27 protein-coding genes and 3 tRNA genes are annotated in these 25,429 nt (G+C 58.1%); 13 read left to right on the forward strand and 17 right to left on the reverse strand.

Annotation, left to right across the window (positions count from 1 at the left end):
• Positions 1-156: 156 nt before the first annotated feature.
• The 7 genes from ACZ9BE_RS09915 to ACZ9BE_RS09945 all read right to left on the reverse strand — a co-directional run bounded on the left by ACZ9BE_RS09915 (position 157) and on the right by ACZ9BE_RS09945 (position 8,618).
• Positions 157-1,572 (reverse strand): sigma-54 interaction domain-containing protein, encoded by a 1,416-nt coding sequence (locus ACZ9BE_RS09915; RefSeq protein WP_476249327.1) that lies wholly within the window; start codon positions 1,570-1,572, stop codon positions 157-159.
• A 132-nt stretch (positions 1,573-1,704) separates the two neighbouring features.
• The gene (locus tag ACZ9BE_RS09920; protein WP_236168986.1) at positions 1,705-3,279 is read right to left on the reverse strand and encodes an ABC transporter ATP-binding protein; all 1,575 of its coding nucleotides are present in this window, start codon (positions 3,277-3,279) and stop codon (positions 1,705-1,707) included.
• Between the two features lie 9 nt (positions 3,280-3,288).
• On the reverse strand, positions 3,289-4,311 hold the full coding sequence (locus tag ACZ9BE_RS09925) for an ABC transporter permease (protein WP_041478730.1): 1,023 nt from the start codon (positions 4,309-4,311) through the stop codon (positions 3,289-3,291).
• Positions 4,311-5,372, reverse strand: coding sequence for a microcin C ABC transporter permease YejB (locus ACZ9BE_RS09930; protein ID WP_039758569.1), 1,062 nt, complete (start codon positions 5,370-5,372; stop codon positions 4,311-4,313). Before ACZ9BE_RS09930 ends, ACZ9BE_RS09925 begins: the two co-directional genes overlap by 1 nt.
• Positions 5,372-7,240, reverse strand: a complete 1,869-nt coding sequence (locus ACZ9BE_RS09935) for an extracellular solute-binding protein (RefSeq protein WP_476249328.1) — start codon at positions 7,238-7,240, stop codon at positions 5,372-5,374. Before ACZ9BE_RS09935 ends, ACZ9BE_RS09930 begins: the two co-directional genes overlap by 1 nt.
• 131 nt (positions 7,241-7,371) lie before the next feature.
• The gene (locus ACZ9BE_RS09940) at positions 7,372-7,653 is read right to left on the reverse strand and encodes a peptidylprolyl isomerase (RefSeq protein ID WP_476249329.1); all 282 of its coding nucleotides are present in this window, start codon (positions 7,651-7,653) and stop codon (positions 7,372-7,374) included.
• A 95-nt stretch (positions 7,654-7,748) separates the two neighbouring features.
• Positions 7,749-8,618: an esterase/lipase family protein gene (locus ACZ9BE_RS09945; protein WP_252883884.1), complete on the reverse strand. Its 870-nt coding sequence runs from the start codon at positions 8,616-8,618 to the stop codon at positions 7,749-7,751.
• Between the two features lie 334 nt (positions 8,619-8,952).
• On the opposite strand from ACZ9BE_RS09945, the gene ACZ9BE_RS09950 reads away from it, so the two are divergent.
• Positions 8,953-10,032, forward strand: a complete 1,080-nt coding sequence (locus ACZ9BE_RS09950; protein ID WP_476249330.1) for a hypothetical protein — start codon at positions 8,953-8,955, stop codon at positions 10,030-10,032.
• 54 nt (positions 10,033-10,086) lie between these two features.
• Here the strand turns inward: ACZ9BE_RS09950 and ACZ9BE_RS09955 are convergent, their stop codons facing one another.
• On the reverse strand, positions 10,087-11,160 hold the full coding sequence (locus ACZ9BE_RS09955) for a 3-deoxy-7-phosphoheptulonate synthase (protein ID WP_476249331.1): 1,074 nt from the start codon (positions 11,158-11,160) through the stop codon (positions 10,087-10,089).
• A gap of 605 nt (positions 11,161-11,765) precedes the next feature.
• Here ACZ9BE_RS09955 and ACZ9BE_RS09960 point away from each other — a divergent pair.
• The 6 genes from ACZ9BE_RS09960 to ACZ9BE_RS09985 all read left to right on the forward strand — a co-directional run bounded on the left by ACZ9BE_RS09960 (position 11,766) and on the right by ACZ9BE_RS09985 (position 15,653).
• Positions 11,766-12,209: a GNAT family N-acetyltransferase gene (locus ACZ9BE_RS09960; RefSeq protein ID WP_056785278.1), complete on the forward strand. Its 444-nt coding sequence runs from the start codon at positions 11,766-11,768 to the stop codon at positions 12,207-12,209.
• 127 nt (positions 12,210-12,336) lie between these two features.
• Complete coding sequence (gacA, locus tag ACZ9BE_RS09965; RefSeq protein ID WP_476249332.1) at positions 12,337-12,978, forward strand: response regulator transcription factor GacA; 642 nt, start codon at positions 12,337-12,339, stop codon at positions 12,976-12,978.
• Between the two features lie 2 nt (positions 12,979-12,980).
• A complete protein-coding gene (gene uvrC / locus ACZ9BE_RS09970) occupies positions 12,981-14,804 on the forward strand; it encodes an excinuclease ABC subunit UvrC (protein WP_095179771.1) in 1,824 nt (607 codons plus the stop codon).
• A 32-nt stretch (positions 14,805-14,836) separates the two neighbouring features.
• On the forward strand, positions 14,837-15,397 hold the full coding sequence (gene pgsA, locus ACZ9BE_RS09975) for a CDP-diacylglycerol--glycerol-3-phosphate 3-phosphatidyltransferase (RefSeq protein WP_041478738.1): 561 nt from the start codon (positions 14,837-14,839) through the stop codon (positions 15,395-15,397).
• A 60-nt stretch (positions 15,398-15,457) separates the two neighbouring features.
• A tRNA-Gly gene (locus tag ACZ9BE_RS09980) sits at positions 15,458-15,533 on the forward strand.
• A 46-nt stretch (positions 15,534-15,579) separates the two neighbouring features.
• Positions 15,580-15,653: transfer RNA gene (locus ACZ9BE_RS09985), tRNA-Cys, on the forward strand.
• 86 nt (positions 15,654-15,739) lie between these two features.
• Here ACZ9BE_RS09985 and ACZ9BE_RS09990 read toward each other — a convergent pair.
• The gene (locus ACZ9BE_RS09990) at positions 15,740-16,273 is read right to left on the reverse strand and encodes a GAF domain-containing protein (RefSeq protein WP_164488345.1); all 534 of its coding nucleotides are present in this window, start codon (positions 16,271-16,273) and stop codon (positions 15,740-15,742) included.
• A 490-nt stretch (positions 16,274-16,763) separates the two neighbouring features.
• Between ACZ9BE_RS09990 and ACZ9BE_RS09995 the strand changes: the two genes are divergently transcribed.
• A tRNA-Leu gene (locus ACZ9BE_RS09995) sits at positions 16,764-16,850 on the forward strand.
• Between the two features lie 93 nt (positions 16,851-16,943).
• On the opposite strand, the gene ACZ9BE_RS10000 is transcribed toward ACZ9BE_RS09995, so the two are convergent.
• From ACZ9BE_RS10000 to ACZ9BE_RS10035, 8 genes are all read right to left on the reverse strand, one after another.
• Positions 16,944-17,975, reverse strand: a complete 1,032-nt coding sequence (locus ACZ9BE_RS10000; protein ID WP_150592036.1) for a site-specific integrase — start codon at positions 17,973-17,975, stop codon at positions 16,944-16,946.
• Positions 17,976-18,182 (reverse strand): DUF4224 domain-containing protein, encoded by a 207-nt coding sequence (locus ACZ9BE_RS10005; RefSeq protein ID WP_150592035.1) that lies wholly within the window; start codon positions 18,180-18,182, stop codon positions 17,976-17,978.
• Positions 18,179-18,652 (reverse strand): hypothetical protein, encoded by a 474-nt coding sequence (locus tag ACZ9BE_RS10010; protein WP_476249333.1) that lies wholly within the window; start codon positions 18,650-18,652, stop codon positions 18,179-18,181. The genes ACZ9BE_RS10005 and ACZ9BE_RS10010 overlap by 4 nt, the downstream gene beginning before the upstream one ends.
• Positions 18,653-18,663: 11 nt before the next feature.
• Positions 18,664-19,026, reverse strand: coding sequence for a pyocin activator PrtN family protein (locus ACZ9BE_RS10015; RefSeq protein ID WP_476249334.1), 363 nt, complete (start codon positions 19,024-19,026; stop codon positions 18,664-18,666).
• Entirely contained in the window at positions 19,023-19,271 is a 249-nt protein-coding gene (locus ACZ9BE_RS10020) for a helix-turn-helix transcriptional regulator (RefSeq protein WP_224795334.1), read from the reverse strand. Before ACZ9BE_RS10020 ends, ACZ9BE_RS10015 begins: the two co-directional genes overlap by 4 nt.
• A 284-nt stretch (positions 19,272-19,555) precedes the next feature.
• Positions 19,556-19,837 (reverse strand): phage antirepressor KilAC domain-containing protein, encoded by a 282-nt coding sequence (locus ACZ9BE_RS10025; RefSeq protein ID WP_476249335.1) that lies wholly within the window; start codon positions 19,835-19,837, stop codon positions 19,556-19,558.
• Positions 19,838-19,846: 9 nt separating this feature from the next.
• Complete coding sequence (locus ACZ9BE_RS10030; RefSeq protein ID WP_476249336.1) at positions 19,847-20,437, reverse strand: hypothetical protein; 591 nt, start codon at positions 20,435-20,437, stop codon at positions 19,847-19,849.
• A 253-nt stretch (positions 20,438-20,690) separates the two neighbouring features.
• Entirely contained in the window at positions 20,691-21,440 is a 750-nt protein-coding gene (locus ACZ9BE_RS10035; RefSeq protein WP_137216841.1) for an XRE family transcriptional regulator, read from the reverse strand.
• 100 nt (positions 21,441-21,540) lie between these two features.
• Between ACZ9BE_RS10035 and ACZ9BE_RS10040 the strand changes: the two genes are divergently transcribed.
• The 5 genes from ACZ9BE_RS10040 to ACZ9BE_RS10060 all read left to right on the forward strand — a co-directional run bounded on the left by ACZ9BE_RS10040 (position 21,541) and on the right by ACZ9BE_RS10060 (position 25,381).
• The gene (locus ACZ9BE_RS10040; protein WP_476249337.1) at positions 21,541-21,765 is read left to right on the forward strand and encodes a helix-turn-helix domain-containing protein; all 225 of its coding nucleotides are present in this window, start codon (positions 21,541-21,543) and stop codon (positions 21,763-21,765) included.
• Between the two features lie 319 nt (positions 21,766-22,084).
• Complete coding sequence (locus tag ACZ9BE_RS10045) at positions 22,085-22,603, forward strand: phage regulatory CII family protein (protein ID WP_476249338.1); 519 nt, start codon at positions 22,085-22,087, stop codon at positions 22,601-22,603.
• Positions 22,596-22,820 (forward strand): TraR/DksA family transcriptional regulator, encoded by a 225-nt coding sequence (locus ACZ9BE_RS10050; RefSeq protein ID WP_108224846.1) that lies wholly within the window; start codon positions 22,596-22,598, stop codon positions 22,818-22,820. Before ACZ9BE_RS10045 ends, ACZ9BE_RS10050 begins: the two co-directional genes overlap by 8 nt.
• On the forward strand, positions 22,810-25,029 hold the full coding sequence (locus tag ACZ9BE_RS10055; RefSeq protein ID WP_476249339.1) for a VapE domain-containing protein: 2,220 nt from the start codon (positions 22,810-22,812) through the stop codon (positions 25,027-25,029). Before ACZ9BE_RS10050 ends, ACZ9BE_RS10055 begins: the two co-directional genes overlap by 11 nt.
• Complete coding sequence (locus tag ACZ9BE_RS10060; protein ID WP_047301475.1) at positions 25,022-25,381, forward strand: PA0613 family protein; 360 nt, start codon at positions 25,022-25,024, stop codon at positions 25,379-25,381. Before ACZ9BE_RS10055 ends, ACZ9BE_RS10060 begins: the two co-directional genes overlap by 8 nt.
• The last annotated feature ends 48 nt before the right edge of the window (positions 25,382-25,429 follow it).

Consider the following 25,429-nt stretch of genomic DNA (forward strand, 5'->3'; position numbering starts at 1 on the left):
CTCGAAACTGTTTTTGTCTCTTAGTTGAGATTTTCTTTGAATGGGCCGGAGCCTTCGCGAGCAGTCTCGCTCCCACATTTGACATGCATTCCCCTGTGGGAGCGAGCCTGCTCGCGAAGCTTTTGTTTTGTCTTCATACAGAGATTCGATATCTCTTTATGTAGACTCGGCAATCCCCAGCGCAGCCATTTTCTTGTAGAGCGTCGACCGCCCCAGACCCAGCCGAACCGCAGCCTCCGGCACTTTCCCCGCGCATTGCGCCAGGGTCGATTCGATCAACTGCCGATCAAACCGCGTCCGCGCCTGTGCAAATGTCTCCCCAGCGGGCGCGTGCGTGCTTTGCTCGGACGTTCGCTCAACCGGGGTAAACGTGCCAATCGCCCCGCGAATATCCTGCTCGGTCAACATCAGATCATCACTGAGCAACGCCGCCCGTTCCAGCACATTACGCAACTCACGGATGTTGCCTGGCCAGGCATGCTGGCCGAGCAACGCCAGCGCATCGCGGTGCAGTTCATGCTGGCTGCGCAGCTCTTCGAGAATCGCCTCGCTCAGCGCCGGCAAATCGTCGAGACGTTCACGCAGCGGCGGCACCTGGATCGGCAGCACATTGAGGCGGTAGTACAAATCGGCGCGAAATTCGCCGCGCTTGATCGCTGCCTGCAAATCCGTCGACGTCGCGGCGATTACCCGCACATCGCTCTGAATCACTTCATTGGAGCCGACCGGCTCGAACTCCTTTTCCTGCAACACGCGCAACAGTTTGCTTTGCAGCGGTAGCGGCATATCGCCGATCTCGTCGAGAAACAGTGTGCCACCCTGAGCGATTTGTAATTTACCGGTGCGGCCCTTGCGGTCAGCGCCGGTGAAGGCGCCGGGTGCCGTGCCGAAAAATTCGGCTTCCAGCAGCGCCTCTGGAATTGCCGCGCTGTTGATACTGACGAAGGCTTTGTGCGCGCGCGGCGAAGCGCTGTGAATGGCTTGTGCGAGTAACTCTTTTCCAGTGCCGGTTTCTCCCAACAGCAACACGGGCGAATCAGCGCTGGCGCTTCGTCGCGCACGTCGTTTGACTTCAAGGCTGGCGGCGCTGGTACCGATGAAATGGGCGAAGTTGTATTTGGTCTGCCGCGCACGCAGCAGTGAGCGGGTCGAGGCGAGTTCTTCCTGCATGCTCAGGTAACGCTTGAGCATCGGCGACAGCGTGCGCAACTCGTCGAACAGGGCAAAACCGATGGCGCCGATCACGCTGCCGGCATCGTCGTGGATCGGCAGGCGCATCACCACCAGCGGTTCCTTTGGGGTGTCCTGCATGTCCAGCAGAATCGGCCGACCGGTGCGCACCACCTCGCGCAGCAAACTCCCGGGGATCACGCTTTCGCAAGGCTTGCCGATAGCGCCTGCCGCTGAATCGAGACCAAAGCGCCGGGCGTAGCGTTCGTTCATCCAGACGATATTCGCATCGCGGTCAACAATCACCGTGCCTTCGCTGGATTGCTCGATGATCTCGAACAGCGAACGGATCGCCAGGGTGCGTACCCGTTGGTAGTCCTTGAGGCTTTCGGTGGTGTTCATTGAGGCTGATCCTGATTGTTTGTTGCTGGTACCGGTCCCTTCGCGAGCAGGCTCGCTCTCACAGGGGACTGCATTCCAATGTGGGAGCGAGCCTGCTCGCGAATGCCGCGCCGCGGATTTACAGAAAAAAACCTACCCCGGATGCGCCGCCGCCAACAGCTCTTTGGTGTAGGGATGTTGCGGGTTGTCAAACACGTCGTGACTGGCACCACGCTCTACCACCTGGCCGTCCTTGATCACGATCATGTCGTGTGCCAACGCGCGCACCACCGCCAGATCATGGCTGATAAACAGGTAGGTCAAACCGTATTTTTCCTGCAAATCACGGAGCAGGGCGACCACTTGTTTCTGCACAGTGCGGTCGAGGGCCGAGGTCGGTTCATCGAGCAGGATCAGCGCCGGTTTCAGCACCAAGGCCCGGGCGATGGCGATGCGCTGGCGTTGGCCGCCGGAAAATTCATGCGGGTAGCGATGGCGGCTTTCCGGGTCGAGGCCGACTTCCCTGAGCACGCGAATCACTTGCTCATCACATTCATTAGCGGTCGACTCGCAATGCACTTCCAGACCTTCGCTGATGATCTGTGCCACCGACATGCGCGGGCTCAGGCTGCCAAACGGGTCCTGAAACACCACCTGCATCTGCCGCCGCCACGGCCGCAGCTGCTTTTGATTGAGGCCGTCCAGCGCTTCGCCCTGAAAGCGAATGCTGCCCTCGGAATCCAGCAAGCGCAGGATCGCCTGACCCAGCGTCGACTTGCCCGAACCGGATTCGCCAACAATGCCCAAGGTCTTGCCGCGCTGAATATTCAGACTGATGCCATCGACTGCGCGCAGATACTGCTTGCGCCTGAACAGCCCGCCGCCGACCTGGAAATCGACGCGCAGGTCAGCGACTTCCAGCACATTTTCACGTTCGTCACGGGGCAGGGCTTCACCTTCCGGCTCAGCGTTCAACAGCACGCAGCTGTAAGGGTGTTTGGGTTCGGTGAACAGGGTTTCGCAGGGTGCCTGCTCGACGATCTCGCCAGCCTTCATCACACACACCCGCTGCGCGATGCTGCGCACCAGATTGAGATCGTGACTGATCAGCAGCAGCGACATGCCGAGCCGCTGTTGCAGGGACTTGAGCAGCAAGAGAATCTTGCGTTGCACGGTGACGTCCAGTGCCGTTGTCGGCTCGTCGGCAATCAACAACTCCGGTTCGCAGGCCAGGGCCATGGCGATCATCACCCGTTGCCGTTGCCCGCCAGAGAGTTGGTGCGGATAGGCTTTCAAGCGTTCCTTGGGTTTCTGGATGCCGACCAGCCCGAGCAATTCGAGAATGCGCTGCTGCGCTTGCTTGCCGCCGAGGCCGCGGTGCAGCAAAAGGGTCTCGCCGATCTGCTTTTCGATGGTGTGCAGCGGATTGAGCGAAGTCATCGGCTCCTGAAAGATCATGGCGATACGATTGCCGCGCAGTTCTCGCAAGACCTTCGGATCAGCACCGAGCAGTTCCTGCCCGCGATAGCGGATGCTGCCACGGGTTTGCGCCTCACTCTCGGGCAGCAGTTGCAGGATCGAATGCGCGGTCACCGATTTCCCCGAGCCCGATTCGCCCACCAGAGCCAGGCACTCACCGGGGCGGATATCCAGGCACAGGTCACGCACCACAGTCTGACCATGGAAGGCGACATTGAGGTGGCGGATTTCAATCAGGTTTTCAGTCATGGTCACGCTTCAGGATCGAGGGTCAAAAGCGTCACGTAACGCTTCGCCGATGAATACCAACAAGGAGAGGATCAGCGCCAGAGTGAAGAACGCGGTCAACCCGAGCCACGGTGCTTGCAGGTTCTGCTTGCCCTGACCGATCAGTTCACCCAGCGAAGCGCTGCCGGCCGGCATGCCGAAGCCGAGGAAATCCAGCGCGGTCAGCGTTGAAATGGCACCAGTCAGAATGAACGGCAGGTAGCTCAGCGTCGCGTTCATTGCGTTGGGCAGAATGTGCCGGAAGATCACCTTGCGGTCAGTCAGGCCCAGGGCACGTGCGGCTTTGACGTATTCCAGATTGCGTCCGCGCAGGAACTCGGCGCGCACCACGTCCACCAGCGCCAACCAGGAAAACAGCGCCATGATCCCCAGCAGCCACCAGAAATTCGGCTCGACGAAACCGGAGAGGATGATCAGCAGATACAACACCGGCAGCCCCGACCAGACTTCCAGCACGCGTTGTCCAAGCAGGTCGACCCAGCCACCGTAATACCCCTGCAACGCGCCGGCGGCGATACCGATCAGCGCACTGACAAATGTCAGCATCAAGGCAAACAGAATCGACACCCGAGCGCCAAAGATGACCCGCGCCAGCACATCGCGTGCCTGATCGTCGGTGCCCAGCCAGTTCACCGAAGTCGGCGGACTTGGCGCCGGTTTGTTCAGATCATAGTTGGGTGTGTCGTCGCTGAACGGAATCGGCGGGAACAGCAACCAGCCACCGTCCTTGCGTATCAGATTCTGCACGTACTCGCTGCGATAATCGGCCTGAAACGGCAGTTGCCCGCCGAACTCCTGTTCGGTATGGCGCTTGAACACCGGGAAGTACCACTGGCCCTGATAACTGACCATCAACGGTTTGTCGTTGGCGATCAACTCGCCACCCAGCGTCAGGATGAACAGGCCGATGAACAGCCACAGCGACCACCAGCCACGACGGTTTTTCTTGAACCGTTCGAAACGGCGACGACCCAAAGGCGAGAGCTTGAACATCAGGCATTCCTCGCGGCGAAGTCGATACGCGGGTCGACCAGGGTGTAGCACAGGTCGCCGATCAGTTTTATCAGCAGGCCGAACAGGGTGAAGATGAACAGTGAACCGAACACCACTGGATAATCCCGCGATACCGCTGCTTCGTAACTCATGCGCCCAAGGCCATCGAGGGAGAAGATCACCTCGATCAGCAGCGAGCCGGCGAAGAACACACTGATGAACGCCTGAGGTATCCCCGAGACCACCAACAGCATGGCGTTGCGAAACACGTGTCCGTACAGCACGCGGCGTTCGCTCAAGCCTTTGGCGCGGGCCGTCACTACATACTGTCGGGTGATTTCATTGAGGAACGAGTTTTTTGTAAGGATCGTCAGCGTCGCGAATCCACCGATCACCAGCGCGGTGACCGGGAGCACCAGATGCCAGAAGTAATCGGCGATCTTGCCCAGTGTCGACAGCGATTCGAAGTTGTCCGACACCAGCCCGCGCACCGGAAACCAGTTCAGCGAAGTGCCGCCGGCGAATACGACGATCAGGAACATCGCGAACAGAAACGCCGGCATGGCGTAACCGATGATGATCGCCGTGCTGCTCCAGATATCGAAATGGCTGCCGTGGTGCACAGCCTTGCGGATGCCCAGCGGGATCGACACGAGATAGGTGATCAGCGTCGCCCACAGCCCGAGCGAAATGGTCACCGGCATCTTTTCCAGAATCAGGTCGGTGACTGTAGCGCCCCGGAAGAAGCTCTTGCCGAAGTCCAGTTGCGCGTAATTCTTCAGCATCAGCCACAGACGCTCGTGGGCCGGTTTGTCGAAGCCGTACTGCTTTTCGATGTCCTTGATCAGTTGCGGGTCGAGGCCACGGCTGGCGCGCGAAGCGTTGCTCGATGTCTCGCTGGCACCGCCGCCGACACTGGCGCCGCCGATGCCTTGCAGATGGGCGATGGCTTGTTCGACCGGTCCGCCGGGCGCGGCCTGAATGATGACGAAATTGACCAGCAGGATGATCACCAGCGTCGGAATGATCAGCAGCAGGCGCCGCAGTATGTAACCCCACATCAGTGCGGCCCTCCGGGTCTGCTGCGACTGATTTTCTCAGCGGTCATTTGCTGATTGGTCAGCGGCGTGCGGCTGATTTCCCACCAGCTCTCGATGGCTTCGTCATTGCTCGCCTGCACCGTGGGAATGCCGAAGCGGTTCCACCACACGGTCGAGGTGCCCGGCGGGTAATAGTTGGGAATCCAGTAGTAGTTCCATTGCAGCACCCGGTCCAGCGCATGGGCGTAATGCAGCATGTCCGATTGGGTCGAGGCGCGAATCAGGCCGTTGATCAAAGTGTCGACTGCCGGATTTTTCAGCACCATGTAGTTGTTCGCGCCCGGATCGTTGGCCGCTGCCGAGCCGAAGTAGTTGAGCAACTCGCCGCCCGGAGAAGTGGTAACGGGATAGCCGGTGACGATCATGTCGTAGTCGCGGCTCATCAGGCGATTGACGTATTGCGAGGCGTCGATGCGGCGAATATTGAGCTCGATGCCGATCTGTTTCAGCGTGCGCTTGTAAGGCAACAGCAGGCGGTCCATTCCATTCTGGCTGACCAGAAAAGTGAAGCTCAGCGGTTCGCCGGCGCTGTTGACCAACTGGTCGCCATCCGGTTTCCAGCCGGCCTGCTCGAGCAGTTGCAGGGCTTGCAACTGCTTGTCACGGATGATGCCGCTGCCATCGGTCTTCGGTGCTTCGAAGACTTTGCTGAACACTTCCTCAGGCACCTGACCGCGCAGCGGTTCAAGGATTTTCAACTCCTGCGCATCGGGCAACTGCCGGGCGGCGAGATCGGTGTTGGAGAAGTAACTCTGCTGGCGGATATAGACGTTACGCATCATCTGCCGGTTGCTCCATTCGAAATCCCAGAGCATCGCCAGTGCCTGGCGCACGCGGCGGTCCTGGAACATCGGCTTTTGCAGGTTGAACACGAAACCCTGGGCCGATTGCGGCGCTTCAGTGGCGAGGTGGGCTTTCTGCAAACGGCCATCGCTGAGGGCAGGGCTGTCGTAGCCGATCGAATAGCCGGTCGCGGAAAACTCGCGGTTGTAGTCATAGGCGCCACCACGCAGCACCTGGCGGGCGACATCGGTGTCGCCGAAGTACTCGATGCTGAAATGGTCGAAGTTGTACAGGCCGCGGCTGACCGGCAGGTCCTTGCCCCACCAGTCGCCATTGCGTTCGAACGTGATACTGCGCCCGGAGTCGACCTTGCCAACCCGGTACGGCCCACTGCCCAGCGGCGGTTCATAACCACCGCCGCCGGCGAAATCGCGACTCTTCCACCAGTGTTCGGGGAACACCGGCAGGGTCGCGATATCCAGGGGCAGGGTGCGGTTTTCGTTACTTTTGAAGTCGAAGCGCACGGTCAGCGGCCCCTCGATTTCGACGCCTTTGACGTCGGCAAACTGGGTGCGATAACGCAGGCTGCCTTGGGTCATCAGCAGGTTGTAGGTGTAGCGAACGTCTTCGGCAGTGATCGGTTTGCCATCGGCAAAGCGCGCCTTCGGGTTGATGAAAAAGCGCAGCGACAGACCGTCTTCCGAGCGTTCCATTTTCTGCGCCACCAGACCGTACACCGTGTAGGGCTCATCCAGCGAGCGCTGGGCCAGTGGCGAATACAGCAGGCCGTCGATCTGCGTCACGCCGATGCCTTTGTCTATATAGGGCAGCAGATGATCGAAGTGGCCGATTTCGATGGCCGAGCGCCGCATCGTCCCACCCTTCGGCGCTTGCGGATTGGTGTAGTCGAAATGGCTGAAACCGGCGGGGTATTTGGCCGGTTCGCCGTAAACGGTCAGTGCGTGTTGCGGGGCAGCGTTCACGCCAGCGGCGCCAATGAGAAAGGCGAGGGCGGTGAGCATCAGTGTGGGAAAAACCAGTCGCATCGTCAGCCTTGGAACGCAAAATCGATAAGCGCAAGTTGTACGCGAGCGGCGCGCCACTCGCCAGCCGTATGTGTAACTGAAACACAACGGCCCACCATAAGGCGGGCCGTTGTCAGCAATCGGACGACGAATCAGTCCTGACGGCTGGTGACTTCCAGCAGGTGATAACCGAACTGGGTCTTCACCGGGCCTTGCACGACGTTGATCGGCGCGCTGAACACCACGGTGTCGAATTCCTTGACCATCTGGCCTGGACCGAACGAACCCAGGTCACCGCCCTGACCGCTGGATGGGCAGCTGGAGTTGGCTTTGGCTACATCAGCAAAATCGGCGCCGGCTTCGATCTGAGCCTTGAGTTCGTTGCACTTGTCTTCGCTGGAAACCAGGATGTGGCGGGCAGTGGCTTTGGCCATGGGGAATTCTCCGAACTGTTTCAATAAAAGGTGGAGCGTACCGGAATCAGTCGGCGAATTCTCGGCAAAGTTCCATTCTGCGTTCCTTGCCCGATTCATAGATCCGCCGCTTGCAGACGCTGGGCATGTTCGACGTACAGGTCGATCGGATCCGGCGAGGGCGCTTTTGTGCCCGCGCTCCGCCGCAGGCTGGCCAAATGATCCATTGGGTAATCGGAGCGGATCACTTGGCCGAGATGGCTACTGAAGCGTCCGACGAAACCATCATTCTGCTGGGGTTCGGTGGTGAAATATTGCGACAGGACCCGGCAGGTTGCTTGAACCGGATCCAGCACTGGCAACGTGGATTGCGCAACAACCCCGCTCCACGAGTAGTAGCGCACGCCGTTGACTTGCTCAGGACCATGCCCGCCCCAGGTTTGCGGCAGTCCCTGGGGAAATTTGTCATTGAATTGACCGACGCCGACCGTGGTCAATGCGTTGAGTGCGGCTAACGCATTCTGCGGCAATGTCACGCTGCCGCTCAGGAGTGACAGCAAGTCGGCAAATTGTGTCGCCACGTTCTGTGCGACGGCTTCGGGAAGCTTGCCTGGAATCAGTGCCCTGCGCAGGAAGTCGGCGAGCTCCGAGCCATGGTTCGGGCCACTGACGGAGGTGACCGAGGCGACGACGTCTGGTGCAAGCGCCGCCGCATAGCGTGCAGCGAGTGCGCCTTGACTGTGTCCTATGAGGTTGACTTTCTTCGCGCCTGTGCCTCGTAGCACGCAAGCAATCTGTGACAGCAGTTGCTCGCCCCGCTTTTCATTGTCTTGGGTGGCCGAAAGGTGTGGAACAAACAATCGACAGCCGGCCGTTTTCAGCACGGACTTGACGTCATGGAACAGCTCGCAATGACCGATACGCTCGAACCCGAACAGACCGTGGACCAACAGGATGGGATAACGAGTTGTAGCATTCCGTTGCATGTTCTTACCTTTTTCGTAGAAGTTCATCGGGAAATCACCGGGCCACTCTAAAACACTCATCCCGTTGAAGAAGTACGAAGAGGCTTCACATTGCGTTTGAAAATGGACTACGAGGCGTACGAAATTTCGGAGAGCTGTGAAATCCGAATCGGAAGTTCAGTGGGTCGTTTGTCGGCATAACCGCGTGACCTCTGCTGTTGCCTACTTTGCGAGTAGCGGTTACGCCGTTGTCGCGGTGGATTCGGCTGACATCCGGAATGTTCAAAGAGGTCCTCAATGTAGATGTCAGTGTCGTCATTCGGGGCGGCACGTTTTCCAGGGAGTGGAAGCGAAAATGAATAGCCATGAAATCGAGTTTTGCTGGCGGATGCGCCAGCCGATGGATGCCGAAGTGTCTATGGAACCTCTGGTCGCGCCAACGATTGACGGGCTCCAAGGGAGCGTGTTGGATCCTTCGCTGGCCAAGGCCATCGTTCGCATTTCCCCTTATGCCAACATGAGCTGCGGCGATCAGATCGTGCTGTCTTGGGAGGGGCTGGATATCGAAGGCTTTGCCTATCAATACGAGAGTGTTCGATTCATCAGCCAGGTCCAGGTTGGCAAAGACGTCATCTTCGTCATCAAGGCGATGCATGTCGCTGCGCTGGACGGGGGCTCGCTGGAGGTTTACTGGACACTGCAAAGTGCGTCCGCGCCCAAGGCAGTGGAATCTGCTCGCCTGCAACTGTCTGTCGGGGACGTTGGACCGCATCTGTTGGCGCCGCAAATAGAAGGCTCGGTAAACGGAGCGCTGGAGCCGTCGCGAGTGGTCGAAGGCACCCTGGTGACCCTGCAGCCTTACGCTCGGATGTCAGCGGGCGACAGGATCATGCTGTCGTGGCATGGAGATGCTTCGCCCGAAATATTCACCGACTCGTTGAAGGTCGAGGCCTGCGCCGTCGCGCAAAGCCTGTCGTTCTGGGTGCCGGGCAGCTACGTCGAAGCGCATCGTGGTGGCGAGGTGGTGGTCGCCTACCGTGTTGAACAATGCTGTGGAGCCATTCGAACCTCGGAGCCTGCGACGGTTTTCATTGGGCCGGCAGTGCGTGCTGAACTGGCCGCGCCGGATATTGTTGGGACGATCGGTGATGTGCTGTCGGTGAAGGACTCGATAGAGGGGGTTTCCATTCTGATTGAAGACCCGCTGGTGCAGGAAGACGAGTTGGTCTATCTCAAGTGCGATGGTGATTTTTTCAGTCATCGCGATGATCTTGAAATCACTCGGGAGGCGGCCGGGCAACCGGTGAGTTTCATTGTTCCCCATCGGTTCTGGCGCGAGCACCACGGCACGACGGTGGAGATTGCCTACACCATCGAACGTCTGGACGATACCAGTCAGCAATCTGCCGTGAGGCGGATCAGCATAGTGGCATAACCTGGGGAAGGTCAGCCCTCCGCGCTTCGTATGGAACGGGAGGGCGATCTGCGATCAGGCCCTGGCGTTAGCGAGGCGCCGTGCGGCGTCGGTCAGCAACTGTTCCGTTGCGTCAAAGCCGAGGCAGCCATCAGTTATCGATACGCCGTAGCGTAGAGAGGTGCTCAGCGGCTGGCAGCCTTCGAACAGATGAGATTCCAGCATCGCGCCGATCAGCGAGTGGTTGCCACGCAGGCGTTGTTCAAGCACCTCGTTGAACACGGCTGGCTGACGCAGTGGATCCTTGCCGCTGTTGGCATGGCTGCAATCGACCATGATCCGGCTGGGAATCTTCAGTCGGCTGAGTTCGGCGCTGATGTTGGCTACGCTGGTTGCGTCGTAGTTTGGCCCTTGATGGCCACCGCGCAGCACAATGTGGGTGTCAGCGTTGCCGGCTGTCTGCACGATCGCCGGATGCCCTTGGCTGTCGACGCCGAAGTGTCGATGCGGATGGCCTGCCGAGCGCATGGCGTCGACAGCAATGGCGGCGCCGCCGTCGGTGCCGTTCTTGAAGCCCACGGGCATGTTCAAGCCACTGGCCATTTCGCGGTGGATCTGCGACTCGGTGGTGCGGGCTCCAATGGCCACCCAGCTCAGCAGGTCATCAAAGTAGCTGGCGGCCATGGGTTGCAGGAGTTCGGTAGCGACCGGTAGTCCGAGCTGGATCATTTCCAGCATCAGTTCGCGCGACAGCGTCAGGCCGGTAGCCATGTCGTCAGTGCCGTCCAGATGCGGATCGTAGGCCAGACCTTTCCAGCCGATCGTCGTCCGCGGCTTTTCAACGTAGGCGCGCATGACCAGCAGCATTTCACTGCTGACATCTTCGGCCAGACGAGCGAGTTTGCTGGCGTACTCAATCGCTGATTGCGGGTCATGGATAGAGCAGGGGCCAACGATGACCAGCAGGCGTGGGTCTTCACCGTTAAGGATGGCGCGCACCGCCAGGCGATGAGTGTTGACCTGTTGATGCAGGGAATGGCTGAGCGGCAATTGCTGTTTGAGCTGCAACGAGCTGGGCAGACGCAGGGTCAGCGCTTCGTTGGCAGAATCGATTGTGGACAGCGGCAAAGCGGAAACTGAAGAGTTCATGTTCGGTCTTCCTGGGCGGATGGCGGGTCTTTCCCGCGTAATCGGCCCTACTGGGGTGTTCGACAAATGGCCGTACTGGCTAGGCATGTGTGTTTGCCACCTGTGGGTGACCGATCGGAGGCGGCAGGCTGTCCCGAGCGGAGGCTGGTAAATCGCCAGGCGCTAAAGCTGTCGTAACGGTAATAAGTGGCGTAGTTCATGGTGTAATCCTCGAAATGTGGTGTGTCGCTGAAAGTGATGGGCCTGAAAAAACAAAACCCCCGGTCGGGAGGCCGACCGGGGGTTGAGAAATCTCTGGTAGGCGACCCGTTATCATGGGCGCCGTTTGGGTATCAGGCGCGCCAGTGGCTAAACCAATACCCAAAATAAAAATTGTCAGGAGCGCAAGTGTGATTCACCCGGGCAGCCGCAACCGAGCGCAGGGCGCTGGTGGTGCAAGACTGTGGAAGGGTGTTGAACATGTGCTGTCTCCGTTGAATGCGCCGAGCTTACTCGACGCTGATACGCATCAGCAATCAGAAAATGCTATTGCCCGCCGCTCGAAACGCCTATCACTGGCAAACCATGCGGGTGAAGGGCAACTTTGCAGTCATGGAGAAAGCTGAATGAGTTATCGAATCCGGCATGCCACCCGTGATGATCTTGCTCTTGCGCGGGATCTGACCTGTCGCAACATGCTGCGCTATTACATTGACCACGACCTGTTGTGGCAGGACGAGGCGTTCGACGCAGGCTGGCAGTATCGTGACAACTGGATGATCCTCCAGGATGAACTGGCGATCGGTTTTTTCAGTCTGAGCCAGGATGCGCGGGCGCTGTACATACGCGAATTGCAGATTGATCATCTCTGGCAAGGGCAGGGCGCCGGTTCCTGGGCCATTGGTCAAGTTACCGAAATGGCTCGTCAGGCAAGACGACCGGCACTGCGACTGACAGTGTTTGACAATAACCGGGCGCAAGAACTGTATGCACGCAAAGGACTGCGCATCGTGGGCAGGGATGAGTGTTTCCTCAGGATGCAGCTCGATTTGAGTACAGCTGTGCTCTGAAACCCACAGCCGGCAAGCCCTGAATGATGAATTGAAACTTTTTAAATGCGGCTTTCCGCTAGGTCTGTCTGGCACTTTTTGCTAAGGTGTCCGGCATCCCAATAAGACCATATCGCGAGGTGTCTGCTTGATTAGGGTGCTAGTGGTCGACGACCATGATCTCGTTCGCACAGGCATTACACGAATGCTGGCCGATATCGATGGCCTGCAGGTGGTGGGTCAGGCCGAGTCAGGTGAAGAGTCCCTGATCAAGGCCCGTGAATTGAAGCCTGACGTAGTGCTCATGGACGTCAAGATGCCCGGCATTGGCGGCCTCGAAGCCACGCGGAAGCTGCTGCGCAGCCACCCGGACATCAAGGTGGTTGCCGTTACGGTGTGCGAGGAAGACGCTTTCCCGACGCGTTTGCTGCAGGCCGGGGCGGCTGGTTACCTGACCAAGGGCGCGGGTCTGCCGGAAATGGTTCAGGCCATTCGTCTGGTCTTCGCCGGGCAGCGTTACATCAGTCCGCAGATCGCTCAGCAGTTGGCAATCAAATCATTCCAGCCCACCAATGATTCGCCGTTCGATGCGTTGTCCGAGCGGGAAATCCAGATTGCGTTGATGATTGTCGGTTGCCAGAAGGTCCAGATCATTTCCGACAAGTTGTGCCTGTCGCCGAAAACCGTGAATACCTACCGCTATCGCATTTTCGAGAAGCTTTCGATCAGCAGCGACGTCGAGTTGACACTGCTCGCGGTGCGTCACGGCATGGTGGATGCCAGCGCCTGACCATGACCGAGAAATTTGATTCCAGTGCTTTCCTGTCGACCGTCAGCGGTCGGCCCGGCGTCTATCGCATGTTCGACAGCGAAGCGCGCCTGCTCTATGTCGGCAAAGCGAAAAACCTGAAGAAACGTCTGGCGAGCTACTTTCGCAAGACCGGGCTGGCGCCGAAGACGGCCGCACTGGTCGGCCGTATCGCTCAGGTCGAGACGACCATCACCGCCAACGAAACCGAAGCGCTGCTGCTGGAACAGACGCTGATCAAGGAGTGGCGCCCGCCGTACAACATCCTGCTGCGCGACGATAAATCCTATCCGTACGTGTTTCTCTCCGACGGGCAGTTTCCGCGCCTGAGTATCCATCGCGGGGCAAAAAAGGCCAAGGGCAAGTATTTCGGCCCATATCCGAGTGCCGGTGCCATACGCGAAAGCCTGAGCATCCTGCAAAAAACCTTTTTCGTCCGTCAGTGCGAAGACAGCTATTACAGGAACCGCACCCGTCCGTGCCTGCAATACCAGATCAAACGCTGCAAGGCGCCGTGCGTGGGGTTGGTCGAGCCTGACGTCTACGCCGAAGACGTGCGCCACTCGGTGATGTTCCTCGAAGGTCGCAGCCATGCGCTGACCAACGAGCTGTCCATGGCGATGGAAGAGGCAGCGATCAATCTCGAGTTCGAGCGCGCGGCCGAATTGCGTGACCAGATCGGATTGCTGCGCCGGGTACAGGACCAGCAGAGCATGGAAGGCGGAACCGGCGATATCGACGTTATTGCCGCATTCGTCAACCCCGGCGGCGCCTGTGTTCACCTGATCAGCGTGCGCGGCGGGCGAGTGCTGGGCAGCAAGAATTTTTTCCCGCAGGTCGGCATCGAGGAAAACGTTTCCGAAGTCATGGCGGCGTTTCTCGGCCAGTACTACATCAGCAGCCCCGAGCGCGATTTGCCGAGCGAACTGATCGTGAATGTGGTTCACGAAGATTTTCCAGCGCTGATCGAAGGGATTCATACCTTGCGCGGCCGCGAATTGGCCATCAGTCACCGGGTGCGCGGTACCCGTGCGCGCTGGCAGCAACTGGCCGTGACCAACGCTGAGCAAGCGTTGGGCGCGCGTCTGGCCAACCGTCAGCACACCGCCGCGCGATTCGACGCGCTGGCCGAAGTGCTGAATCTGGATGAGCCGCCGCAACGTTTGGAATGCTACGACATCAGTCATTCCAGCGGCGAAGCGACGGTTGCCTCCTGCGTGGTGTTCGGGCCGGAAGGCGCGATCAAGTCGGATTACCGCCGCTACAACATCGAAGGCGTCACTGCCGGCGACGATTATGCGGCCATGCACCAGGCGCTGACCCGCAGGTTCAGCAAACTCAAGGACGGAGAGGGCAAGTTGCCGGACATCCTGCTGGTTGACGGTGGCAAGGGCCAATTGTCGATGGCCCGCGATGTGCTCAACGAACTGGCCGTGCCGGATCTGATCCTGTTGGGCGTCGCCAAAGGCGCCACGCGCAAGGCCGGTTTCGAAACGTTGTATCTGAATGATGCAGCGCACGAGTTCACCTTGCGCGGCGATTCGCCCGCGTTGCACCTGATTCAGCAGATCCGCGATGAGGCACACCGCTTTGCAATTACGGGGCATCGCGCCCGTCGCGGCAAGACCCGCCGAACCTCGACGCTTGAGGGTGTCGCAGGGGTAGGGCCGACGCGCCGCCGTGACCTATTGAAACATTTTGGTGGATTGCAGGAGCTGTCTCGTGCAAGCATCGAAGAGATCGCCAAAGCCCCGGGGATCAGTAAAAAGCTCGCTGAGTCGATTTATGCGAACCTGCATAGTGAGTAGAATGCCCCTTCACCTCGTAGCCAGTTGTGCCGATGAATATCCCTAATCTGATTACCGTTCTACGCGTCCTGCTCATCCCGATCTTCATATTGCTGTTCTATCTGCCTTACCAATGGAGTTACATGGCCTCCGCTTCGGTTTTTGCCTTTGCGGCTGCAACCGACTGGCTCGATGGTTATCTGGCGCGCCGACTGGAGCAAAGCACACCGTTCGGGGCGTTTCTCGATCCGGTCGCCGACAAGCTGATGGTCGCTGTTGCCCTGGTCTTGCTGGTGCAGGAACACGGCAATCTCTGGCTTACGCTGCCCGCAGCAGTCATCATCGGTCGCGAGATCGTGATTTCGGCGCTGCGCGAATGGATGGCCGAACTCGGCGCCCGGGCACAGGTGGCCGTTTCCAATCTCGGCAAATGGAAAACAGCGGCGCAAATGCTCGCGTTGGTGATTCTGCTGGCTCATCCAAAGGCATTGAGCTTCTGGGTCGTGCTCGGTTATACGCTGCTGATCGTCTCGGCAGGGCTGACCCTGTGGTCGATGGTTCAATACCTTCGCGCCGCCTGGCCGCACCTGAAGACTGATGTAGAAAAGAAATAAAAGTTTTTTGAATCAAGGGGTTGACGGGGCTTCTTAATTCTATAGAATGCGCCACACCAAGCGGGAATAGCTCAGTTGGTAGAGCACGACCTTGCCAAGGTCGGGGTCGCGAGTTCGAGTCTCGTTTCCCGCTCCAATTTGTACAGTGTTTGTTGTTGCGCTACTGACAGCAAATACTTTGAGGCCGAGTAGCAAAATGGTTATGCAGTGGATTGCAAATCCACCTACGCCGGTTCGATTCCGACCTCGGCCTCCACTATCAAAAACCCCGTAGATCAATGATCTACGGGGTTTTTTGTTGCTTGTGGGAAAAGTGTGGTGTTCCGCATCGTTTGAGTAGGGTCACTCAGTCAGACACGCCCCGGTCTTGATATGGCTGGCACCTTCCACCGTCAGATTCGAGAAAAAGATGCAGCCAATAAGGCGTGCGAATAACGTCAGTGTGTCCGCAAGATCCGGGTTATCAAACAGAACGGCCCTTGAATCCAGAGCACATAGGGCACCCCAGAGTCTTCCGTCCGGCAGGAAAACAGGCGCGCCTGCGTAGCTTTCAATTGAATACTGCTTCACCACAGGACGTGACGACAGTCGTCCATCCTTGCTGATTTGTGGAAGGAAGAGGGCTTGAGGATTTCGTCGAAACTCACTGCAGAGCGTAGTTTCCAGATCCAGCGTATCGCCTACGTTTATTCCCAGTTCAATCGGATCGTATGCCGAACAGACGATCCATTCCGTTTCCGTGAATTTTGCGATTCCGGCAAAGCGTGTACCGGTCAGGCGGGTGACAAGCTGCAGGATATTGGTGGTCGCTTCGATCTCGGCGATCGCCGAGCGCTCCTCTTGGCTTAAAGACGCTTTTAGAACGGTGTCACTCATTTGCATGGAATCAAATCTCCTGATTGCTTGTACATCCCTGAGCTCTGCTCTGGTGACGTTCTGTGAGGCGTGATCGTGGTTGAAGGGGGGCGTGCTGATACCCTTTGATTATTGATTTCGGCGCCAACCTTTAGCGTAGACATCCCGTCCAGACTTGGGTTGCCTGCTCATAATCTCAATCGATGAAACATCTGTCACCCGTGCAGCCAAGGTGATGGTGAGCATCTGAATCTTTTGAGTTTATCGCCACAATTTCCAGTCTGGTTGCTGCGATTTGCCAGTTACCTCGGCCTCTACTTCAAGCAAACTCCGTAGCTCCCTGATTTCTGAGGCTTTTTGATTTTCTGCGGTCAGCGATATTTAGTTCTCAAATCGCGCACTCCAAACTTGCTTCACCGGGACGTGATGTATATATTCCCCGCTCGGCTTTTCAAGCGGTCATCCTGTCAGGATCCAACCGCAAGGCTGAGCAGAGCAATACCGCGCTACCGCCCGAATGGCGAAACTGGTAGACGCATGGGACTTAAAATCCCCCGCTCGTAAGGGCGTGCCGGTTCGATTCCGGCTTCGGGCACCATGAATATCAAGGGCTTGCATGACATATCTCATGTAAGCCCTTAGTTCTTTTTTCCGCAATCAAAAAATCTTTTCCGCAATTCGTGACCGTCAGTCACTTCGTAGGGGTAACCTTCATTCCCTTTCGCATTCGGATGTACTGTTCTGTCATCCCGACGGTTGTATGTCCGAGCTGGTCCCGAGCTTCCCGGATGCTGCCTGTTGACTCCTCCTTATCTGTCGCCGCTTTCGCTCTAAGGTCGCGCATCTGAAATTCTGCTTTTGGGATCCCGGCTGCTTCCCTGGCGTCATCGAACCGTTTCCTGAGCATGCTGGTCGTCATCGGCTGCCCAGAGTCGATTACTACCAGACGTGTTGATCTGATTTTGTGTCCAGCCTTTCGTGCCATGATTCGATCGATTACGACTTTGAGCTCACCAATGATCTCTATCCTTCGTTTAGCCCCAGTCTTTCCTTGCTGGACGGAGAGCTTCCCTTCTTTTATGTCGCGCTCATCCATCTTCAATGTGTCTGCGACCCTCTGACCTGTTAGATAGAACAGGTCTAAAGCGTCTCTCAAGGGCTGATCGGCATGCTGGTAGGCTCTGGCAAGTACGTCGTCTTCAACATATACGTCGCGACCGGTTTCTTTATTGCCTTTCACGCCTGAGCAAGGATTTGCCAAGGATGTATAACCATTCTCGCGAGCAAAGTTCCAGATGGAGCTTAGTAGCGCTTTCTCCCGATTCGCACGAATGGGTGCTGTCTTACCGCGATGACGAAGGTACTGGCTGATATGTTTCGGTTCGATAGCTTCTAGAGGAGCGGGCGGGTCGTTGAAGAACAGGAGAAGGTTTTTCAGTTCGCGTGCGTTGTCCTTTTGGGTAGCGTGGGCTTTTGTGGGAACCACCTCCTTCATATAAAGCTCAGCTACGTAAGCAAAGGTAAGTACGGTTTGTGTCAGGGCTTGAGAGACGCGGCTTTTTTCGAGCTTTGCGTACTCTAGTATGGCTAGGCCGTAATCCGTACCTAGCGGGATTTCCTTGCGTGGTTTCCCGCCAGTGTCATAAAGGTAATAGGTGGTGTTGCCGCGTTTTCTCTCGCGCAGCCGAGGAATGCTCCCCGGCTTTGTTGGTCTTCGTCCCATTTATCCCACCAGGCGCGGCTGCCACGTCGGAGTTTCTGGTGCGGTTGTAATTGCTCCTGTCAGCGCGGAAGCAATCACGCAAGGCCAGCCATTGCGCTTGATGGTGTGACGAATGCCATTACGCTTCAGTACAGTAATCTGACCGGCTTTAGTTTTGGCTCCAGTCAACTCGCAGACCTGCTCATGGCTAAGAAATTGAATGTTCATGCTGCCTCCTTGCTAGGAAATACAAAGCGCTTCGAATGCGCTTGCTGTGCGACTTTGCTGCTCTCGATTCCTGGTTGCAGCTGCGCAGCCATTGCAATTGCCTGTTCGCGCATAGATCGGGCATCACGCTCGAGCTTCTTGCCGGTACGAAAGGCGCTGAAGGTTTCGGCGGCGATCCGCAGCAACTCGCCGATGGCGACCAGCGTCTGGTGCTCGGCCTGGCCGAAGAGGGGGCCTGCTTCAAGTCGTTTGCAGGTTTGTGCCAAGCGAGTGTGATCGGCCCGGATGAGTTGCAGGGAGGCCAGAAGCTCGCGGATGGTTTTGGCGCTTACGGCGCGTTGGATGTCTTCACCCTCGCGCAGGCCGGTCTCCAGGCCATCGCTGCGGCATATGATGTAACCGCCCCAGAGCAGCAGAGCGGCCAGGACTATCAGGATGATCAGTGCACCGATTTGTATTGGGGTCATCATGTGGTGTGCTCCTAGGGTTGTCGTTGGCTGGTGGTGACAGCCGTCAGTGGTGTGAGGGCCGTTTGGCGTTGGCCGTACTGCTGTCGCTGCATATCTTCATCAGCCTTGTAGGCGCGGATGTCTATCAGCGAGGCGACGTGGCGGATGTGCGCGTACTTCAGGGCCTTGCGGCTGGTGTCCAGAGTGGTGACCGGAAGCTGGATCCGGCCGCTGTTGATTTCCGTCACGAATGACTGTTCGTTGAGGTTGCGAAAGTACTGCTCACGTACTTTTTCCAGCGGGATCAGGACGTCCCCGAAGATGCGGTACAGTAGTTCGACGGTGGCTGCTTCAGGCGCAGGGATGAGGCGCAACTCGCTCTGATTGGCGGTCATGCTCTTGTCTCTTTTCGAGGTTCATATTCACAGCGAAATGCCAGCCGAGAACGAGCCCATTGCTGTACTTCTGCCAGTACCCAAGCTACGGGCGCGCCCTTTGCGGTCGCTGCTGATAGCTTTACGGGGCGAGGAAAGTCATGGTCGGGGTCGCTTAAGAACTTATAGAGAGTTGAGCGTGCTAATCCGACGATCTTCGATACTTCTTCAATCCGAATTAACGTCGCTGCTGGATTCGGAGTGATTGTGACTTCGCCTGGCGGTAGCGGGGTGCCGCCTACGGCTTCAGCAGCCAGATTGAGTACGTTTCTTACGTTCTTAGGTGTCCGATCTGCATGAGGCAATATCAGTAAAGATTTCAAGAGGTAATCAAGAAGGTCGTTGTTCATCATTCTTTTTCCTTTTCGGATGATTCCAGGCGTTCAGGCAGTGGCGTCTCGTGAGCTCGCGCAGATGTTCAGGTACTTCGAGGAGCGCGGCGTTGCGCTCCTCGCGTGTGCGCATGGCAACGATCTGGCGGGCGTATTCCCTAGGCCACGTCACGGCGGTCTGCCGGGATGGCGGGTAGATCGATGTCCAACTGGTCAGCTAACCAGTGGATGCCGGCTTGCATGACGCGGGTCGACTGGCTGTACTGCATTCCGTATTTCTCGTCATACCAAGGGCTGTCCTTGACCCGCAGGTAGGCTTTGTCGCGCTTCGGGTCCGCCGGCAGGTTTCCCTTGAGCAAACCTTTTTCCCGCATGAGAACGATCAATTTGGGGCGAGTGAGGCCGAGTTGTGCGGCTGCTTGGGCGAGGGTGCGTTCCATATCTCTCTCCTATGCTGCGTGCGCAGCTGGAGTGGCCGCTGCAGCAAGGTGATTAATGGACTCAATGATCTTTGCGTAGATCTCGGCATCGGAGTCATACAAGGTGAAGCAGCGCGTATGCGGACTCTTGTTGCCGATGCTCAAGATCGCGGTGACGCCGCGGCGTGTATGAGTGCGATGCAGCGCCACATGCAGGGGAAGTTCAAATCCCATGTCGAGGCTCAGCACGCCGCCGGTTTGCACCAGTTCGAACACGCGCTGCTTGTCCTGGACTTCAAAGCGACCGTATTGACGATCAGCATGAGGGAGATGCACCAGGTCGCTGGAGTTGCTCGCGTCGAACGGACCGTTGGCAATCTCTTCAATGAAATCGGCCAGTTTGAGGTGCATCTTCTTGTCGTTTGGCAGGGTTAGCGTGTGGCGTTCGCTGCCCAGTTCGACGACAAAAGTGCTTTGCACTGTGCCGCGCTCAGCCTTGAGACGGAATGCCAGGCATTCACGCTTCGGTGCTGTGCGCAGGACGTGGTTGAAGGTCTCGGTCAGGTTGACCTGGGCGTTGAGCAACTGCAGGGTGCGGTTGTCGATCTTGTACTTGATCATGCTGCGTGCCCTCCACCGTTCGGACCGATAGGAGAGGGCTGGCAGGACTTGGCGACAAGCTTTGGTTTGCTGTTATGAATGACGACCAGACAGCCCGTGGCGAGCTGCAGCTGTTCGATCAGTTTGCGATTGCTGACGCATGCCGGATGGACATGCAAGGTCGCGGTGGTGCACATAGGTATTGCCTCGCTCTGTGGTAAAGAGTGAGGCAAATATCACGCAACGTGCTTGTTTGTGTCAACACATATCGTGCTTATGGCGTGGCGGCGCTATGAAGAAACCGTGATGATTTGAGAATCCCGCCTACGAGGTGAATTTCTTCGACCTCTTGTTCTGGTAAGTGGATGCTCTCGTGATCTGTATTGACGCTATCCAGCCTGTACATCCCATCGCGAAGATAGATGAATTCTTTGATCATGGTCCGCCCCGAGGACGTCCGAACCATAACCTCATCCCCGCTGTAGAAATTTTTGTTGGGCTCTATGAGTACGAATTCGCCGTGTTTTATGCGCGGCATCATGCTGTCGCCAGTAACTCGCAGACCATATGCATCGGGGTCGTCGCTATGAATATTTAAGTAGCCATCGCCGTGTCCAGGCGGGAAATCAAGCGCCTCGAAAAAACCTTCATTTCCTAATTGAGCGTTTCCTAACACCGGTACTTTTCCATCCTTAGCCCAGCCGATATTGCTACTAACAGGTTGCCCCTTATCTCGCGAGCGTCCGTATTGCGCTACCAAGCGATCTTCGGATCGCACTCGGCCTTGGATGACGTCGGGATATGACTCAATTTCTGAGCGGTCTCGTCCTGCTACTAAGTCGGGGAAGGACACCCCAAGCGCTGCAGAGATTTTCTCTAGATCTTGAAGGTTGGGTTGGCGAGCGCCTTTCTCATAGTTTCCTATGCGGGATTGCGATTCCCACCCGCAAGCGTATGCAAGAGCTTGCTGGCTCATGCCTTTCGCTTTGCGGTATTGCTTGATTCGTAAGCCTAATGTGTTCATGTGCTTTTTTTACCACGCACTGAAATTCTTTATCATCACTTTGCGTGTTGAAATGTCTGCGTATCGTGATTAAGATGGCGTCGGATTATTGGAGAACGTTATGAACTTAATTGCTCACAATCGAGAGAAGGCAGGCGTCAAGCAGCGGGATTTAGTAGTCGCTTTGGGATGGACCCAAGCGCGTGTAAGCAATTACGAAGCCGGGAGACGAACTCCGGGACTAGCGGAGTGCAGAACCATTGTCGCTGCTCTCAACAAGCTCGGGGCCATGTGTACTCTTGATGAGGTTTTCCCCCCGGTGAATGAACCGTCCAAAGCTGCTTAGAAAAAAGGCGACCCTAGGGTCGCCCAGTTTCTCCCGACCGCATCACCACAATGCTATCGGGTCGCGATGTCAGAAGGCGAGCACACCACATGCCGCCGACCTTCATCGCGTTTCCAAGGCTCGGAAGCCTTGGTGTTGCTGCCGTTCTTACCACAGAGCTGGCAGCTTTTGCGCCAGGGGTGAACAACGGATTGTTCGCCCCGGCACGGTGCCGGTTGTCCCCTGCAAGGGTTACCGGCGTTTGGGCCTCTCCAGACCACGCGGCAAATGTATCACCAACTTCTGTCGCGCGGCACTGGCAACTTTTAGGATTAATGCCATGAGCCGTATCGCTCTCAGTTCTCTGGAACGGGCGCAGCGGGAAATCCTGCCGCTCGATTTAGCGCTGTACCACGCCGCTCGCGATTACCCGGGCGGCGCTGCTGCCATCGCTGCCACGACCGGTCGTAACCCGACCACGCTGCAACACAAACTGTCGCCGACCCACCCGAGCCACTCCATCAACATTCAGGAGTTCGGTGAGATCCTCGAACTGACCAAGGACCGCCGCATTCTCGATGCGGTGCATGCGCTGGTTGGTGACACGATCTGGCAGGAGCTGGCCCATACCTACACCAACGACATGCCCGAGACCCTGACCACGGGTATCGCCGAATACTTCCGCCAGGTTGCTGATCTGGCCGAGACTTGGGCCAAGAGCATCGGCGACGGTGTCGTCACCGATCAGGAACTCGCGGCGATTCGCCTGCAGGTGTTCCGGGGTATTCAAGGTCTGCTGGGTTTGTTCAACCGCGCCACCTACGTCAACCAAACGACGCGAGGTGCTGACCGTGGCTGACATCGCTGATTTCGCCAACGATCTGGTGCAGGAACGTATCGATCAGGCCATGGCCGCGCGCAGCGCTGCCAAGGCCGAAAACGCTGCCCATTCTTTGCTGTTCTGTGAAGCCTGTGACGATCCAATCCCGGAAGCGCGCCGCCTGGCCCAGCCGGGTTGCTCGCAGTGCATCAGCTGCCAATCCCTTTCTGAGCGGGGGATTCAGCATGCTCGATGAGGTATTGGGCCAATTCGCCGATTACGGTCTGGAGCCAGCGCAACCGCTGGTGTTCGGCAAGCTGACCCGCTGCAAGACTTCGCAGGACAAGGGCAAGGAAAAGAACGGCTGGTACGTGGTTCACGAGCAGCGCACGGAGAAGGGCGACACGCTGATCTTCGGCGCTTTCGGTGACTGGCGTTCGGGCGAGACGCAGAAGATCAAGGTCAAGGCCGGCCGCATGTCGCCGGAAGAACGCGAAGTGATGCGCGCACGTCAGGAAGAAGCCAAGCGCCGCGCCGCCGAAATCGCGAACAACGCTGCGCGGCGGGCCGCGAAGAGGGCGCAGGGTTTGTTCGAGCGCATGCCGACCACCGGGCGCAGCGATTACCTGGACCGCAAACAGATCGTTGGCATCAACGTGCGTTACGCGCCGCGCACCGGTGCCGTGCTGGTCCCCATGAAGAACGCCCGTGATCAGATCATGGGCCTGCAGGTGATCTTCCCGAACAAGCAGGAAGACACCGGCCGCGACAAGTCCTACTGGCCTTACGGGATGGCGAAGGAGGGCACCTATCACCTGCTCGGCCCGCACCCGGTACCAGGTGAACCGGTGCTGGTCTGTGAGGGTTACGCTACCGGCGCCAGCCTCCACATGGCGACGTCGCTCGCCGTCGCCGTGGCCTTCGATGCGGGCAACCTGCTGGCCGTGTGCAAGGTCATGCGCGAGCGCTTCGCCGGCTGCCCGCTGATCATCTGCCGCGACGATGACTGGAAGACCACCAAGCCTAATGGCGATGCCTGGAACCCGGGTGAGGAGAAGGCCAGCAACGCCGCGTTGATCGTCGGTGCCCAGGTGGTCGCGCCGATCTTCGCGGTCGAGCGTCACGACAAGTGGACCGACTTCAACGACCTGCACGTCGCCGAAGGCCTCGACGCGGTTCGCCGCCAAGTCCTCGCTGTGGTGCGTCCACCGGCGGCGGGTGGCTGGAAAGATCAGCTGGCCCGCAGTGAAAGCGGGGCGCTGATCGCGCACATGCAGAACGTCGAACTGATCCTGGCTAACGACGAGCGCTGGGCCGGGGTGATCAGCTACTGCGCCTTCAGCTCGAAGATCGTCAAGTTACGCGCCGCGCCCTATGGCGGTGGTACTGGCGAATGGGCCGACATCGATGATGTGCGCGTCATGAAGTGGCTCGCGCAGCAGTACAACCTGCGCGTGAAGTCCTCGCACGTGATCGAAGCGGTCAGCGTCGTGGCGCACGACCACGCGTTTCATCCGGTGCGTGAGTACCTGAAAAAACTCGAATGGGATCGTGTGCCGCGCCTGGAGCGTTGGTTGACGGATGTCATGGGGGTGAAGGCAACCGACTACACGTCCAAGGTCGGCAAGCGCTGGATGATCTCGGCCGTGGCGCGGGTGATGAAACCCGGCTGCAAGGCGGACTCGGTGATGATCCTCGAAGGCGTACAAGGCGCCGGTAAGTCGACCGCCATGAGCGTGCTCGGCGGCGAGTGGTTTATGGACACGCCGTTTGCCCTCGGCGACAAGGACGGCTTTCAGGCGATCCGTGGCAAGTGGATTGTTGAGCTGGGCGAGCTGGACAGCTTCAACAAGGCCGAGAGCACCAAGGCCAAGCAGTTCTTCTCGGCGTCCACCGACACCTACCGCGAAAGCTATGGCCGCAGAACGCTGGACGTGCCACGCCAGTGTGTTTTCGTCGGTACCACCAACCAGGACGAGTACCTCAAGGACGCCACCGGCAACCGCCGTTATTGGCCGGTGGCCTGTACCAAGGTCGACGTGGCGTTACTGCGCGAGATCCGCGACCAGTTGTGGGCCGAAGCGATGTTCTGCTTTGAGGCCGGCGACCTATGGTGGGTAACACGAGAGGAAGCGCCGATGTTCAGCGAGGAACAGGACGAACGCTTTGTGGTAGATGAATGGGAAACGCCCATCCTGACCTGGCTTGAAGAGTCGCAGATCGGCGAGACCACCACCGGCAGTGAGGTGATGAGTCAGGCGCTCAAGCTCGATCCCGGTCATTGGGGCAAACCGGAGCAGATGCGCGTGGGTGCGATCTTGCATCGACTGGGCTGGCGACGTTTCCGTTTGGGCGCCCTGAGCAAGAGCGGCCAGCGGCCGTGGGCGTACAAAAAACCGGAGGGTTGGGGCAGGGCGCCTGCGCTGGAACAACCTGCGTTCGAGGAGCCGTGCTTCGATGATTAAGGCAATCGATATGGCCCTCAAGCAATGGGCGCAGGAGCTGCACAGCGATGAGGTCGCCGCCGGTTACTCGGGCGGCAACATGGTCGCGATGATGATGGAAAGCGGTGGCCAGCTTGTGCGCGGCAGGCGCGGGAGCAGGGTGCCGCTGGAGGCCTCCCTGGACATCGAGCGCATCGTCAAGAAACGCCTTGATCCCGAGTTGATGACGGTGGTCCAGGTGCATTACTTCCAGCCTGATGCGCCTCTGACTGCGCGTCTGGCTGAGAGTGGCTGCACACGCAACCTCTACTACCAGCGCCTGCATGACGCTCACATCGTGGTTGAGCACTTCCTCCTGGGGGAAGCGGCTTGATCGTGGGCATCTCTCTGGCTCATGCCGTCCCACTGGCCTGCCTCCGTC

This window comes from Pseudomonas sp. TE9122 (genome assembly GCF_056278925.1).